Here is a 16,025-nt window from a genome sequence, read left to right on the forward strand (position 1 = left end):
TGCTTCTGTCATATTACAAAAGTAATCACTTTAAAGAAAGCTACAAATAGTTACCCCCAAGAAATTTCGGGTGAGCCCTTTATTGTTTGTGTGGTAAGCGTCCGGATACCATATATATACAAGAGAAGCGTGGACGTCGTTAGTTCATTCTATTCAAGGCTCTGGTAAGCCCAACAGTGAATGAACAACAGAGTCCACGCCCTTGCATATAACAAAGACGTGAACGCTTAGTTGCCATTACCCCACTGTTGATGAATTTACCAGATTCTGAATAGGGATAATATTCTAAACGCCTCTACGTTATTTTCCGTAATAAGTGCGGACAAAGATACGGATTTTCTGTTAATCGGCAATGCTTTTGGAGGATAAAGATTTAGCGATGGACGAGATGTGTAGATAAAATATAAAGTAGTTAGTGGACAGAATAAAAAAACTCCCCTTACGCTTTTGGTAAAGAGAGTTTTTTATAGTTTGTTATTTAGTGATATCTATAAGAATATAGATGGTAATATGTTATTAGTTTAATAATCCAGGATTGGCATCAATTGCATCTTGTGGAATACGCAATGTATAGCGGGAGTCATCTTGTACAAGTGTGTAGGTCACATCTTCTATTTCTTTTTTGATTTCTGGTCGGGTAGTTCGGCGTAAATCAAACCAGCGATGTCCTTCAAAAGCAAGCTCACGAGCGCGTTCTTTCAGAATTTCTGTGATTAGCTTTTCTTGGCTCATCGCATTTATTTCATTCTTCTTTTGTTCATAACCTTCTGGTGTATAACGATTCTCTACTAACTTTAGAAGTCGTGAACGTGCTTCAGGCAATTTGTTTAAATGTGCAGCAGCTTCTGCTGAATTTAAATAAAACTCTCCAGTGCGGAAAGTACATTTGAATCTAGATTCACCACTTTTGATAGAAGTATAATCTCCATTTTTATTTGCTTGATAGTACTTGTTTGGGCGTAGATCTTTTCCTTCCTCATATTCTTGTAAAAATGCAGGGTACAGTAAGAGTGATCCGGCATAATCGCTATTCGGGAAAATTTCATAGGCAGTGATCATTTCTACAGATGTAAATTCATTAGGAAGTTTGTCTCCTTCATCGTTTAGGTTCACTAATGTTGATTTTCCGGCTAGTACACGTTCCGAAGATTCATAAGATTTGCCCCATTCACCCATGTATAAATATACCCGTGATTCCATAGCATCTACTGACAATGTTGAGAAACGGTATGAATATTGAACTTCCCATTCTTTTTTATAAATCAGTTTCCTTGCTGTTTCTATATCAGACAATATGGAGGTATATATTTCTTTTACAGTGTTTCGTGATGGTATTTCTTCTAAATCAGTATTGAGTTTGAGAGGAACTGCTTTGGTTTCTAATGCTCCGGCAGCTGTATAAGGTTGTCCATAAAGATTGACCAATATAAAGTGCATATATGCTCTCATGAGGTAAGCTTCTCCAACTAATTGATTAATATCTTCTTGACTTCCTTCTGATATTTCATCTTTTTTATCGATGATTGCGTTGGCATAATAGATATTGGTATAATAGGCCGCCCATCCAAATTGTCTCGTACTTGCATTCGGATTAACATCATTCCATTTTTCAACATCTCCTAAAGAATTTTTGGAAGTGGCATCAGACTGTAATATGGTTGCGATATCTGTTCTGATTTCGCATATTCCTCTGTCATTGAGTGCTGTATTGTAAGCTGTTGTGAATAAAGCTCTGTATTCAGCTAGCGTATTGGGAATTACTTGGCCTACCGGTTGTATGTCTAAATAACTATCACAGGAAGATAATAGTAGGCTTCCTATTAATATGAATATATAATATATTTTCTTTGTCATAATATCTTTTTTAAAAGTTAAGACTTAGGTTGAATGTAATGGATTTAGGGACTGGAGTAGAGTATAGGTTCCCCATTGATTCTGGATCCATATAATTATCGTAATTTGAGCTGATAACAAATAGGTTACGAGCTTCTAAGCCTACAGTGGCTCCACCTATACTTAGTTTATGCAGCCATTCGGATGGAACCCGATAAGCAAGACGAATATTTTGTAGGCGTACAAAGCTTAGTTTTTTTACCCAGATGTCCAGTGATCTGTAAATGTCATTTCGAGTACTGAACAAGTAGTAGTCAGCCGGATTGTAGTTATACGTTGCTAATGCAGGGAATTTTCCTGTTTTATTTTCCGGTGTCCATCTATCCAGTATGTCTCTATTCATATTGCGTCCTGGATCTAAGTCAGACACATTATAACTTGGAGTTGTTTTTACGTGTGCTCCAAAATTATATGAAAAATTCAGATTCAGTTCCCAATTTCGGTAATTGAACGTATTTAGAAAACCGCCCGTATAGGGAGCGTCTGACGTTCCGACATAGCTGTAGAAATCTCTTTGTTCTTCGCTATTCGGTCCTATTTGGTAAGTGCCAAGTCCGTCTTCATTCGATGTCATTCTAAATAATTCTTCTACAGTGACAGCTTTGCCCTCTTTATTCTCAAGATAGATTTGTCCTGTATCAGGATTTATACCTTTTGTTTTTAGCGCAAAGATTGCACCTACAGGATATCCTTCCAGACTAGGAGTCACTTGGCTTTTATCTGTAAGTACTTTTAGTACTTTATTTTGATTATATGCGAAGTTGAAAGTAGTGTACCAAGAGAAGTTTTTAGTGGTGATATTACGTGTCTGCAGATTTACTTCTACACCTTTATTTTCCATACTAGCCCAGTTTATAGACATATTAGTGAATCCATTTTCCAAAGCTAATGCTTTAGAACCAATTAAGTCTGTTCCTTTTCTATAGTAGTAATCTACACTAAGATTGATGGCTTGATTGAGTACGGAAAAATCCATTCCTAAATTGTAAGATGCTGTTTTTTCCCAGCGTAATTTACTGTTGGGAGCACTATTGATAATAATATTTTCTTCACTGTAACCAGGTAAAATATTCACATTATCATATTTCCCGACTAGGAATGGAGAGGTTCCCTTATCAATATTTCCTTGTAAACCATAAGAAAGGCGAAGAGCTAAATTATCAATCCATTTGTATTGTCTAATGAACGATTCATTAGATAAACGCCACAAACCGCTTACCGAATAGATTGGTAAGAAACGGTATTTCTTATCTACTCCGAATAAATCAGAACCATCCATGCGCACACTTCCTCCCAATGTATAACGATTCATTAAAGTATATGAACCATTGGCAAAGAAAGAAGCAAAAGCGTTTTCCTTGTACGATTTAGTTTTTAGATTCCAATCATTGGCTTGTGCTTCATCTTTAAATATGAGATTCTGGAATGTTAGTTTCTTGGGATCATATCCGTATCCGGTTGAGGCTTGGTTGTCTACCCAGTTTTTGCGAATTTCCGAACCAGCCATTATCTGTATGTCATGTATATCCCCAAATGTGTTTTTGTATTCTCCCTGGATTTTCCATGTGAGTTGTGAAGTTGTACTATTAGTTGTTTTAAGCATACCTCCTTCTGGTATGAGATAAGTGTGTACACCATCTTTCCAATATTTATTGGTTTCACGTATATTCCTAATATTATATGAATTTATCCCGGCATACTCTTCTTGGGACAATTGATCCCATTGCACACCAATCTGTGAATAAACTTTCCACTGATCGTTAAAACGTAGCTGAACATCAAAGATAGAATTGATGGCTGTGGTGACAGACTCTTTATTGGTATTTGCTCGTTCTTCGAATATATTGAAGCCTTGCTTTTCATCTGTTTCATTACTTCTGACTACGTCGTAATCGTAAAGGTAGTTTCCTTGTTCGTCAAACGGAGCAAAGTAAGGGTTGGCGATACGTGAATAATATATAGGGTTAATAAGTCCGTAAGTATCAGTCATAAATGTGTTATTCTTGCGTCTGTTGGCAAAAATAGACATTCCAATTTTTAATATTTTGTTGATTTGGTAAGACGTTTTACTGGTCAGATTAAAACGACTCATGCTTACACCTGGTACATTTCCGTTTTCTTTGACATAACCAAGTGAGTTGTAATAAGTAACCTTTTCGCTACCACCAGAAATGCTAAAGTTATATTCTTGCGTAAAAGCATCTCTGAATAATATGTCATTCCAGTCTGTATTGATTGTTTTCAGTTTGTTTATAGCATTTTGGGCTTCAGGTGTCAGTCCGTTCCACCCCTGTTCTTTATAGATGTCTATTAAGTTATATTGTTTCATGATAGCAGCAACTTTTCCTTTTTCAGGAAATACCGGTATCGGATCTGTTAATCCCCATAATATGTCAAACCGTGCTTCTTTTAACAATTGAAGTTCCAAATCGACTTTCTCTTCCGAGTTTAGTAAGTTGAGTCGTGAAGTATTGAGATTTGGAGTATAAGTCAATTTAGTATTGAAGTTAATAACAGGTTTTCCGGTTTTTCCTCTTTTGGTTGTTACCACAATTACGCCATTTGCAGCACGTGCACCATAGATAGCAGTAGCAGCTGCATCTTTTAATATCGTAATGCTTTCAATGTCGTTTGGACTTAAACCTGCGATAGAAGATTGTGACATATTTACGATGTCATTATCGTTGTCTTTGTTGATTTCTGGAATATCTGTCCCCTCTAAAGGTATTCCATCCAATACCCACAACGGGTCTTGTGTTCCATTCAGTGAAGCCGTACCACGAATACGAATACGTGCTGGAGCTCCCGGTGCACCGGAAGTTGTCGTTACAGCCACACCGGCGATTTGTCCCGCTAATGCCTGGTCGATACTTTTTGCAGCACCTACCATTCCATCTGTAACATCTACTTTGGCAATGGCAGCAGTCAGTTTACGACGTTCCAGTTCTTGATAACCGGTTACTACGACGTCTCCCAATGTGTGTGCAGAAGCTTGAAGTACAATACGATAAGTATCTTTTCCTGCTTGCAAAACGATGTTTTGTTCTTCAAAACCTATATAACTACAATGTAGTCTGGTCACCTTTTCCGGAATAGAAATGGAGAATTTACCATCCATATCAGTGATAGTACCTAGAGAAGTCTGTGATGCTCCGGCCTTTTTTAAGTCATCTGCGTTAACATATACGGAAGCGCCGATCAGAGGTTCATTATCTTCACCGGATATAACGACTCCGGTGATTGTACGATTAGCAGCGCTGGCAAAGGCCAGCGCATTTGCAAAGAGGCATATAAGAATGCACAAGTATTTTTTTCTCATTAATGTAGATAGTTAAAGTAATAAGTGGTTTTATTTGATTCCTAAAGCAGTATTAATACGCAGAATCATGTCCTCATAATGATAGCGTGCAGCAGTATCGGAGGTTCCGAGACGGTTCTGCAACAACTTCTTGATACGTAGTAATTCACCGCGTTTCACAGAAATAGCATCTGAAATACGGTTGAGCTGGCTGCCATAGAAATTGAGCACACGTGGAGCACCCATTCGGTCTTCCTGACGAAGTGCACGCTGTTCGGCAGCGTAACAGCTACAGAAAGGAGTAGCGTGGTCAAGCAAGAAATGTTCGTTGGCGATCTTCTTGTTGATTTTAACAGCTTCCGGTTCTGCAGCGGCTGTAAGTAATGCATCGAGGAAGTTTTTCTGCAAAGAACGTTCCATAACGTTAGGGATACCACCGCGTTCGGTAACACCGAAAATGTTCTTATGAAGTCCGTCCATAAGCTCCACTACTGTAAAGGCTTTCTTTCCGTTGACAGATTCATTCTCTATCATACGCATCAAACGAGTATTGCCAAGTAAATCCCAAAGGATATAGGCTTGGGCGTTCTTTAAGATTTGTGTAGGAGCATTTTCCTGTTTTCCGATGGGAGTATTGCGAAGTAGATAAGTATATTGCCCCACTTCCGTGTCAAACAGCCATTTAGGGTATGTCAAAACTTCATCCATCAGAAATTTCAGTGAAGCTTGTTGTTTCTCTTTCTCTACAAATGTATAAGTTTTAACGCCGTCTCCTACAATTGTATTTTCAATGTAGATGCCACCAATATTGGCAAGGACATGATATAAATAGTTGTTCCATTGGTTGATTACAGCGTAGTAGAGGCGAGATGCTTCTTCATAAGTTTGTCCCTTCTCACCGGTAGTAGTCCATTGAAGAATTTGTGGAACGATACGTTTCAGATTCTCAATGCCAAGTAAAGAAGAGCGAACCGGATCATCACCTAAATCTTCGTTCTGTGCACGTGGATCTACCGCATCGCGGACATCCTGTGCTTCACTATATTTATAAAGCCGATCAGTATGTTTGCTCAAGAAATCGAATAAAATATCCTTTTCTTCTTCCGGAGTACTCTTTCCGTACCAACGATATCCATATTCGATAGCAAACATATCGTATGGACCGATATGCGGAGAAAGAACTTTCACGCCATCTCCAGGCTGTGCGATATAATTGAATCGTGCATAATCCATGATGGATGAAGCGGTTGAGTTCATTCTGGAAGTGAATGCTTCGGAACGTAATGAATCTGTCGGGAAAGCCCATGAACCCATCATATTGTGGCGGAGTCCTAAAGAGTGGCCTACCTCATGACAGGCGACGAATCGAATGGCATCTCCCATCAAAGCATCAGGCAATTGTACATTACGTGCTTCCGGACACACTGTTCCGGTCTGGACAGTAATCCATTCACGTACCATAGAAAGCACATTGTGCCACCACATAATATCAGCTTCCAGGATTTCTCCGGAACGGGGATCTAACAGAGAAGGTCCCATTGCATTTTTCTTTTCCGAAGCAGCATAAGTCAGTACGGAGTAGTTGACATCATCCATGTCTACATGCATACTGTCCGTGATTTCTTTGGCGATAATCGCATTCTTGAAACCAGCCTTTTCAAAGGCAATCTGCCAGTCCTCGATACCTTTCTTAATGTACGAACGCCATTGGTAAGGAGTTGAATTATCAATGTAGAAGACAATCGGTTTGGCAGGTTCCACCATCTGACCTTTCAGATAAGCCTCCCGATCTTCCGGTTTGGGTTCCATACGCCAGCGGGTGATATACTGTGTCTTATCCGTACGCTGCTGCGCATCACTGAAACTTAATAACGGATTCGTGAAATAACCGACCTTCTGATTGTCGAATCGTCCCATCATCGGCTTCTCGGGCAATAAGAGAATAGAAGAACTAACTTCCACCGTTACATAAACAGTAGTAGTACCTTCCGTTACCCGGGTAGTCAACTCGGAAGTTGCCACGACATTGTTTGAAAAGGATTTGATGGATAGAATACGTGATAAATTCTTGATAGCCGAAGTACCCAGATTAATATTGGTAAATACGTTATTGATACTGGTTTCCGTACCATCATAAATATCATTCACCTTGATTACTAATGCCGTAGAATCTGCATTGACTGCTTCGATCTTGAATGCGGCAATCAGCGGAGAGATAAAATTATCCTTTACCGAACGGAAGATAGCGTCCGTTTGGGGGGCCAGAGGTAATGGACGTTGTTGGCGTAACATTAGTTTGCCCGTCGCTTTGTCCCATTCCATGCAAACCATCTGGTTTTCATAGTTTACTCCGCGGTTTACGCCCGCATCATTAAGTTCGGCAGGAACTCGTTGCAGCTTATTGACAACTAATAAGTCACGTCCCAAAAGTGAGGTGGGAATTTCAAAATAATAATCATTCTTCTTTTGATGTACAGCAAACATCCCTTTGGTCGTTTTACTGTCTTCCACTAATTTCTCGTAGTCGCTTTTACTCTTCTCTTCTTTCTCTTCTGGTTTTTTCTTTTTCTTTTTAAACCAACTCAGATTTTCTGTAGCGGGGGTAGTTGCAAATGCCGAGAGCGCTTCTCCACTCAGCAATATACATGCAATGACCGCTGCCATTACTTTTACATACATTCTCATTGAGTTTCTAACTTTTAATTATAATTAAAAAACGGCTACAAAAGTACTAATATAAATAACATAATGACTACTAATTTGCAATGAATATAACATTAAAAAGAAATATTAACTAGTATCTACGGTCATCATTCTCCTCGGATATTTCATAGTTTAGTGGGAATAGTGTACATTTGCGGGAGTAAAAAAGTGAACGGAATGATGAGACGATATATCACTGCTTTGATGTTGGCTTGCTGCATCGGAGGGTATGGACAAGAGAAGAAGCAAGTAACCTTTGTACCTCCTTTTGACTTTCCTCTTACATTGAGTGGGAACTTTGGAGAAATCCGCTCCAATCACTTCCACGGCGGACTGGATTTTAAGACAGGCGGAGTTATCGGTAAACCCGTTCGTGCTCTCGCTGATGGCTATATTTCGCGTATTCGCGTCACGAATGGTTCGGGATATGTACTTGATGTCTGTTATCACAATGGCTATTCAACGATCAACCGCCATTTGAGTGGTTTTGTTTCTCCCATTGCCGAAAGGGTGGAGAAACTTCAATATGAAGAAGAAAGCTGGGAAGTAGAGATTGTTCCCGAACCGGGAAAATATCCGGTGAAAGGAGGCCAGCAGATCGCATGGAGCGGAAATACCGGATATTCGTTCGGTCCGCATCTTCACCTGGATGTATTTGAAACGGAATCGGGAGATTATATTGACCCTATGCCTTTCTTTCAATCGAAAATAAAAGATACGCGTGCTCCGAAAGCGGATGGTATCCTATTTTTTCCACAACTGGGTAAAGGAGTAGTGGATGGAAAGCAAGAGAATAAAACCATCCTTCCCAATAGTGAGCGTCTGGTGGAAGCATGGGGAGTGATAGGCGTGGGGATCAAAGCATACGATTACATGGATGGAGTGAATAACCATTATGGAGTTTATTCGGTTGTGCTTACGGTAGATGGAAATGAAATATTTCGCAGCACCGTAGATCGCTTCTCGCAGGAAGAGAACCGGATGATTAATTCCTGGACTTACGGGCAATATATGAAATCTTTCATTGATCCGGGCAACACTTTGCGTCTACTAAAAGCATCGAATGATAACCGTGGCTTGGTGACGATTGATGAGGAACGGGACTATCAGTTCTTATATACATTAAAAGATGCTTTCGGAAACACTTCCAAATATACTTTCACCGTACGGGGTCGGAAACAGCCGATTGAACCGTTGAATCATCGGGAGAAATATTATTTTACCTGGAATAAGACTAATTATCTGCAAGAACCGGGATTGAACCTGGTTGTTCCGAAAGGAATGTTGTATGATGATGTTCCCCTCAATTATCAGGTGAAGGCGGATAGTGGTGCCGTTGCTTTTACTTATCAGCTGAATGATAAGGCGGTTCCGCTGCATGCAGCTTGTGAACTGTGTATCGGGTTGCGTAGAAAACCAATTGCCGATACGACGAAATATTATGTGGCCCGCATAACTCCCAAAGGAGGAAAGTACAGCGTAGGCGGAAAGTATGAAGACGGATACATGAAAGCATCTATCCGGGAGTTGGGAACTTACACTGTTGCCATCGATACCATCCCGCCGGAGATTATCCCTGTCAACAAGAATCAGTGGGGAAGAAACGGAAAGATTGTCTATCGTTTGAAAGATCAGGGCGCGGGAATTGCTTCCTATCGTGGAACGATTGACGGAAAGTATGCGCTTTTCGGACGTCCCAATATTGTGAAATCATACTGGGAATGTACGTTGGACCCCAAACGCGTAAAGAAAGGAGGCAAGCATACTGTTGAATTTACAGTGACCGACTATTGTGGGAATGAAACAGTGGCCCGTGAAAGCTTTGTTTGGTAAATTATTAAAAGTGAATCATATATTTATTATGAAGAGAAGAATTATTCTTTGTGCCGCCGTATTGATGGCGGCTGTGGCGAACACCTTCGCCTGCACCAACCTGATTGTCGGAAAGAATGCGTCTGCCGATGGCTCGACGATTGTTTCCTATTCTGCCGACTCGTATGGCTTATTCGGAGAACTTTATCATTATCCGGCTGCTACCTATCCAAAAGGTACGATGCTGAAAGTTTATGAATGGGATACCGGCAAGTATCTGGGAGAAATAGAGCAGGCACGCCAGACTTACAATGTAGTCGGTAATATGAATGAATATCAGGTTACCATTGGTGAGACAACTTTCGGCGGACGTCCGGAATTGGCCGATTCTACAGGGATTATCGATTACGGAAGTCTGATTTATATCGGTTTGCAACGTTCGCGCACTGCCCGTGAAGCAATTAAGATCATGACCGACTTAGTGCAGCAATACGGCTATTATAGCGAAGGAGAATCCTTTACTATTGCCGATCCGAACGAAATATGGATTATGGAAATGATTGGTAAAGGTCCCGGCATCCGTGGAGCAGTTTGGGTAGCTGTACGTGTGCCCGATGATTGTATTTCGGCCCATGCCAACCAGTCACGTATCCACCAGTTTGATATGAACGACAAGGAAAACTGCATGTACTCTCCGGATGTCGTTTCTTTTGCCCGTGAGAAGGGATATTTTAATGGAGTAAACAAAGACTTTAGCTTTTCATTAGCTTATGCGCCTCTTGATTTCGGTGCCCGCCGTTTTTGTGAGGCTCGCGTGTGGAGCTATTTTAATAAGTTCACAGATAACGGAAAAGATTATCTTCCTTACATTGAGGGAAAGACCAATACGCCGATGCCTCTTTTTGTGAAACCAAAACATAAGTTATCCGTGCAAGATGTGAAAGATATGATGCGCGACCATTATGAAGGAACGCCTCTTGACATCTCCAATGATTTCGGAGCCGGACCTTATAAGACACCTTATCGTCTTTCTCCTCTGAACTTCAAAGTAGACGGCCAGGAATATTTCAACGAACGTCCGATTTCCACTCAACAAAGCGGGTTTGTATTTGTTGCACAAATGCGGGCTCATAAGCCGGACCCGATAGGCGGTGTACTTTGGTTTGGCGTGGATGATGCGAACATGGCTGTATTTACCCCGGTTTATTGTTGTGCTACTAAAGTGCCGGTATGTTATACCCGTGTAGATGGGGCCGATTATATTACTTTCTCCTGGAATTCTGCTTTCTGGATTTTCAACTGGGTATCTAATATGGTCTATCCGCGTTATGATTTGATGATCGGTGATGTACGGGAAGCGCAGAAAGAAATGGAAACTACTTTCAACAATGCACAGGAAGGCATTGAAGAAATGGCTGCCAAACTGCTGGCAAAAGATAAGAACGCAGCAGTTGACTTTCTGACAAACTATACAAATATGACCGCACAGAGCACTTTCGATACTTGGAAACAATTGGGTACATTCTTGATTGTGAAGTACAATGATGGAGTGGTGAAACGTGTTAAAGACGGTAAGTTTGAGCGTAATTCTATCGGACAACCTGCCGGAGTGATGCGTCCCGGATATCCGAAAGAATTCTTGCAGGAATATGTCAAGCAGACTGGTGACAGATATTTGGTAAAATGAAGAATTAAGAATGAAAAATGAAGAATTATGCTTTGCAAATATGTCTTATAATGCGATTCTTCATTTTTCATTCTTAATTCTTCATTAAATAACTAGGAATTATAAACTTATTATTTTACATTTGTGTGCTCAAGAAATTGATAATAAATAATTCATTAACCAATAAATAACAATCGAAATGGAAAATCAGGAACTTATTAAACAGGTCACTGAAAAAGCCGAAAAATGGCTAACCCCGGCTTATGATGCTGAAACCCAGGCTGAAGTGAAACGTATGTTGGAAAACGATGATAAAACCGAACTAATTGAAGCTTTCTACAAAGATCTTGAATTTGGTACTGGTGGTCTGCGTGGTATTATGGGTGTAGGTAGCAATCGTATGAATATCTATACGGTAGGTGCTGCCACTCAAGGACTTTCCAACTATCTGAAAAAGAACTTCAAAGACCTGCCGCAGATTTCTGTAGTAGTAGGTCACGATTGCCGCAACAACAGCCGTTTGTTTGCGGAAACTTCTGCTAATATTTTCTCTGCCAATGGTATCAAAGTATATCTGTTTGACGACATGCGTCCGACACCGGAAATGTCTTTCGCCATCCGTCACCTCGGTTGCCAGAGCGGTATCATTCTGACTGCTTCTCACAATCCGAAGGAATACAACGGTTACAAGGCATATTGGGACGATGGTGCGCAGGTATTGGCTCCACACGATAAGGGTATCATCGACGAAGTGAATGCAATTGCTTCTGCTGCCGATATCAAATTCCAGGGAAATCCGGATTTGATTCAGATTATCGGTGAAGACATCGATAAGATTTATCTGGATATGGTGAAAACTGTTTCTATTGATCCGGCAGCTATCGCCCGTCACAAAGATATGAAGATTGTCTATACTCCGATTCATGGTACAGGTATGATGTTGATTCCTCGTGCATTGAAAATGTGGGGATTCGAAAACGTATTTACTGTGCCCGAACAGATGATTAAGGACGGTAACTTCCCGACTGTCGTATCTCCGAATCCGGAAAATGCGGAAGCTCTTTCTATGGCTGTAAACCTTGCCAAAGAAATTGATGCTGACCTCGTAATGGCTTCCGACCCGGATGCTGACCGTGTGGGTATTGCTTGCAAAGATGATAAAGGCGAATGGGTACTGATTAACGGTAATCAGACTTGTATGATGTACCTTTATTATATTCTGACACAGTACAAACAACTGGGTAAGATTAAAGGTGGCGAGTTCTGCGTGAAGACAATCGTAACAACTGAACTAATCAAGAAAATCGCAGATAAGAACAATATCGAAATGCTTGACTGCTACACCGGATTTAAATGGATTGCCCGTGAAATCCGTCTGCGTGAAGGCAAACAGAAATATATCGGTGGCGGTGAAGAAAGCTACGGATTCCTTGCCGAAGATTTCGTTCGCGATAAAGATGCCGTATCAGCTTGCTGTTTGATTGCTGAAGTTGCCGCATGGGCAAAAGATAATGGTAAATCCTTGTATCAGTTGTTGCTGGATATCTACGTAGAATACGGATTCTCTAAAGAGTTTACTGTAAACGTAGTGAAACCGGGTAAGAGCGGTGCAGAAGAAATCAAAGCGATGATGGAGAACTTCCGTGCCAATCCTCCGAAAGAATTGGGTGGCTCTAAAGTGATCTTGAGCAAAGATTATAAGACACTGAAACAGACAGATGATAAAGGTAACGTAACTGCAATTGATATGCCGGAACCATCTAACGTACTTCAATATTTCACTGAAGACGGTAGCAAAGTTTCCGTTCGTCCGTCAGGAACAGAACCTAAGATTAAGTTCTATATGGAAGTTCAGGGTGAAATGGGTTGCCGCAACTGTTATGCTTCTGCCGAATCTGCCGCAATGGAAAAGATTGAAGCAGTGAAGAAATCATTGGGTATCTGATTTTGTTTCTTCTGAAATTTCAGATATAGATAACGAAAGATAAATAATAAATAGCGCCTCCATGGTCTTTTCGAAGATTATGGAGGCGCTTCTTTTTCTCTATACATAGCCCTGATTCTGCCTATTTTCGGGCTTTTTCCCCAACTTGGCACAGTTCTTTCATTTCCTTTGCATTCTTTAAGTCCACTTGCTAATCCTTCTTGCCCGAATCTTGTTGTATTGACATCATCTCAATTTCAACCCGCAGGCTGCGGATACACATGTTTTGTTGATGCTTTAGAGTGATACGTTCAGTTTCATATTCGTAAGTTGTTCGTTTGTAGTTATGTGTATTTCGTGGCCTGCTTTCTTAGTCTATTTTTCAGTCAGTGCTATTTCTTTTTTTCTGTTATTTCTTCGTGCCTATCCAAGTCCATTTATGCCATATTGTTTCCAATGGTCCTTGTTTATGTTTAGACAGCCACCATTTGCAGAACCGAACCTGCGCCAGGAAAAGAATAATACCGATAATCAGGCTAAGAGTATATCCACAGTAAGGAGCAAGATAGAATCCGAATGGGAAATAGATAATGGCTCCCAAAATAGATTGAGAAATATAATTGGTCAAGCTCATTTTTCCGTAGAATCGTAGATTAGATACAGTTTTCTTGAACTGATCCTTCTGATAAAGCAACACGAAAGAAGCAACAAGTACAATCGTAAATGCAAATTTCTGCCACATATCAAAGGCAGTACCTACCGTTTGCTGAATTAAACTGCTGTCACTTTGCATGATCTGTTCTTTCAGAGAATACAGTGGTGCGAAACTGATAGCTGCAATAATAAGTGCTTTCATCCAGAACTTCAAATGAGATTCGGTAGTTACGAACAATTCTTTGCGTCCGATATATAAGCCAAACAGGAAAAGTCCGGCAGTCTGCAAGAAACGTCCGGCACCGATAGCCCAAAACAAGCTTGCTTTCTGTCCTAAAGTAACATTGCCTATCAGAAAATCCCAAAAGTTTCCGGCTTTGGTGTATTCTGCTACTTCAGCATACATGGCTCCGACATTCAAATCGGATAGGGTATAGGCAGGATTGAAAAGGCTCATTATATAATGAAACCATTCAATCGGTTGCAGTGAAAACAAGATGGCGGTGATTAGAATCGCTTTGTCACTCCATTTACGTACGATAAATAGTACAAGACTGACTACAACAAACAGAAGCAGGACATCTCCTGCCGGGAAGAAAGCAGCATTCAAAGTGGCGAATCCTGCCAGCAATATCATTCTCCATAAAAAGCGGTAACCAAAATCTTTTCCTTTCAACTGCTGGTTGTGCGACTGGATATAGAAAGTGAATCCGAAAAGCAGAGCGAATATTGCATAAGACTTTCCGGCAAGCAGTGAAAATGTCGCATTAAATACTCCGGCATCCAAAATGGTGAGCCATTCAGGAGAATTTTCCGGATATACGGGGAAAATGAAATGTTCCAAGTTATGCACCAGAAGGATGGCCATTACAGCAAATCCTCTAAGAGCATCTACTACTTCAATTCGGGGTGTTTTTGTTGATAATTCCATGGGGCTAATTTATGATTGTTTTTAGTAAATGTTCATTTTACCCATCTCTAAGCAGGCTTCGGGAACATACTGACGGATTCCTTTGATGATATTTTCCATGTTTGATTTATTCATTTGGATGCTCTATCCACCAATCAATCATCTTTCGGGCAAGACTAAGTTTTCTGGGAAGTTCGGGTAAATTGTCTCTTGTATAAAAGTCTCCCGAACTCAATTCTTCATCTTGGAGGTTGATTTCCCCTCCGGCATAATCAGCAATAAAGCCGACCATTAGTCCGCTGGGATAAGGCCAGGGCTGATTACCGAAATAAGTGATATTCTTTACATCCAGTCCGGTTTCTTCTTTCACTTCACGTGCTACACATTCTTCTAGCGTTTCTCCGGTTTCCAGAAATCCGGCAACGAGACTGTTGAATGTTCCTTTAAAATTGCGGGCGTGCACTAAGAGTAGTGAATCTTTTTTTCTCACTAATACAAGAATCGCTGTGGAAATGGAAGGATATACCTCCCGGTCACATTTCGGACAACGCTTCATGATAGATTCTTTCTGTTCCATAGGCGTGCCGCAGGCGGAACAAAAGCGGCTGTTTCTATCCCAATGCAGAATCTCATATGCTTTTCCTGCTGTCTGATAATGAGACAAAGGAAGATATTCATAGGAGGCACGAAGCCCTATCATGATCCATTGCTCCGATTCTTCAATGGGAGAGGAGAGGGAGAAAGCCTTGCAGTTTCTCCCTTCCAGTGTAGTGATATTGTGTACGGTTGTTTTTTCTTTAATAACAATAGGAGAGCTTTCTCCACACGGGATGGCATATATGCCATCCTCTTTTTTCTCAAGAAGCAGTTGGTCTTTGTAAAAGATAAACCACCATGATTGTGCTGTCTGATTCATTTTAATTCTAATTCTTGATCTTCGCGCTGCGAAGTTATAAAAAAACTAGATTGATATTTAGACTTATCAGATAAAATACAGGGCAACTGCACCAAAATTTGATTCATAACCGTGCAGAAATCAGCTAAATGATAATTTTGCGGAGTGCCCTGAAAGGGCTTAATTATATAGCGTAGGGCAACGCCCTACGTAAAAACGACAATCTGAATTTGCGCCCTGAAAGGGCATAATTGTATACAGTTCCGCCCT

At 40.6% G+C, this 16,025-nt stretch carries 8 protein-coding genes; 3 read left to right on the forward strand and 5 right to left on the reverse strand.

The features are described from left to right. Positions 1-516: 516 nt before the first annotated feature. The 3 genes from LPH68_RS23315 to LPH68_RS23325 are packed head-to-tail and all read right to left on the reverse strand — an operon-like array spanning position 517 to position 7,876. Entirely contained in the window at positions 517-1,854 is a 1,338-nt protein-coding gene (locus LPH68_RS23315; RefSeq protein ID WP_087319045.1) for a RagB/SusD family nutrient uptake outer membrane protein, read from the reverse strand. Between the two features lie 10 nt (positions 1,855-1,864). Next, positions 1,865-5,212, reverse strand: coding sequence for a SusC/RagA family TonB-linked outer membrane protein (locus LPH68_RS23320; RefSeq protein WP_217728646.1), 3,348 nt, complete (start codon positions 5,210-5,212; stop codon positions 1,865-1,867). Positions 5,213-5,242: 30 nt separating this feature from the next. Next, positions 5,243-7,876 (reverse strand): zinc-dependent metalloprotease, encoded by a 2,634-nt coding sequence (locus LPH68_RS23325; protein WP_049702427.1) that lies wholly within the window; start codon positions 7,874-7,876, stop codon positions 5,243-5,245. A 198-nt stretch (positions 7,877-8,074) separates the two neighbouring features. Between LPH68_RS23325 and LPH68_RS23330 the strand changes: the two genes are divergently transcribed. The 3 genes from LPH68_RS23330 (at position 8,075) to LPH68_RS23340 (ending at position 13,317) form a co-directional block, all read left to right on the forward strand. Then, entirely contained in the window at positions 8,075-9,727 is a 1,653-nt protein-coding gene (locus LPH68_RS23330; protein WP_128859760.1) for a M23 family metallopeptidase, read from the forward strand. A 28-nt stretch (positions 9,728-9,755) separates the two neighbouring features. Next, complete coding sequence (locus LPH68_RS23335) at positions 9,756-11,393, forward strand: C69 family dipeptidase (RefSeq protein ID WP_053095326.1); 1,638 nt, start codon at positions 9,756-9,758, stop codon at positions 11,391-11,393. Positions 11,394-11,571: 178 nt separating this feature from the next. After that, complete coding sequence (locus LPH68_RS23340; RefSeq protein ID WP_004300737.1) at positions 11,572-13,317, forward strand: phospho-sugar mutase; 1,746 nt, start codon at positions 11,572-11,574, stop codon at positions 13,315-13,317. Between the two features lie 388 nt (positions 13,318-13,705). Here the strand turns inward: LPH68_RS23340 and LPH68_RS23345 are convergent, their stop codons facing one another. After that, the gene (locus tag LPH68_RS23345; RefSeq protein WP_230297167.1) at positions 13,706-14,881 is read right to left on the reverse strand and encodes a DUF418 domain-containing protein; all 1,176 of its coding nucleotides are present in this window, start codon (positions 14,879-14,881) and stop codon (positions 13,706-13,708) included. Positions 14,882-14,987: 106 nt separating this feature from the next. Continuing rightward, positions 14,988-15,782: an NAD(+) diphosphatase gene (nudC, locus tag LPH68_RS23350; RefSeq protein WP_255353100.1), complete on the reverse strand. Its 795-nt coding sequence runs from the start codon at positions 15,780-15,782 to the stop codon at positions 14,988-14,990. Positions 15,783-16,025: the final 243 nt, after the last annotated feature.

Origin of the sequence: Bacteroides sp. 1_1_30 (genome assembly GCF_020982715.1) — a bacterium.
Lineage (GTDB): Bacteria > Bacteroidota > Bacteroidia > Bacteroidales > Bacteroidaceae > Bacteroides > Bacteroides xylanisolvens.

What these genes read in the sequence shown, in the direction of transcription:
- LPH68_RS23330 (WP_128859760.1), top strand. Translation starts at nt 8,075, where the DNA reads ATGAGACGATATATCACTGCTTTGATGTTGGCTTGCTGCATCGGAGGG.
- LPH68_RS23340 (WP_004300737.1), top strand. Translation starts at nt 11,572, where the DNA reads ATGGAAAATCAGGAACTTATTAAACAGGTCACTGAAAAAGCCGAAAAA.
- LPH68_RS23335 (WP_053095326.1), top strand. Translation starts at nt 9,756, where the DNA reads ATGAAGAGAAGAATTATTCTTTGTGCCGCCGTATTGATGGCGGCTGTG.
- LPH68_RS23345 (WP_230297167.1), bottom strand. Translation starts at nt 14,881, where the DNA reads ATGGAATTATCAACAAAAACACCCCGAATTGAAGTAGTAGATGCTCTT.
- LPH68_RS23325 (WP_049702427.1), bottom strand. Translation starts at nt 7,876, where the DNA reads ATGAGAATGTATGTAAAAGTAATGGCAGCGGTCATTGCATGTATATTG.
- LPH68_RS23320 (WP_217728646.1), bottom strand. Translation starts at nt 5,212, where the DNA reads ATGAGAAAAAAATACTTGTGCATTCTTATATGCCTCTTTGCAAATGCG.
- LPH68_RS23315 (WP_087319045.1), bottom strand. Translation starts at nt 1,854, where the DNA reads ATGACAAAGAAAATATATTATATATTCATATTAATAGGAAGCCTACTA.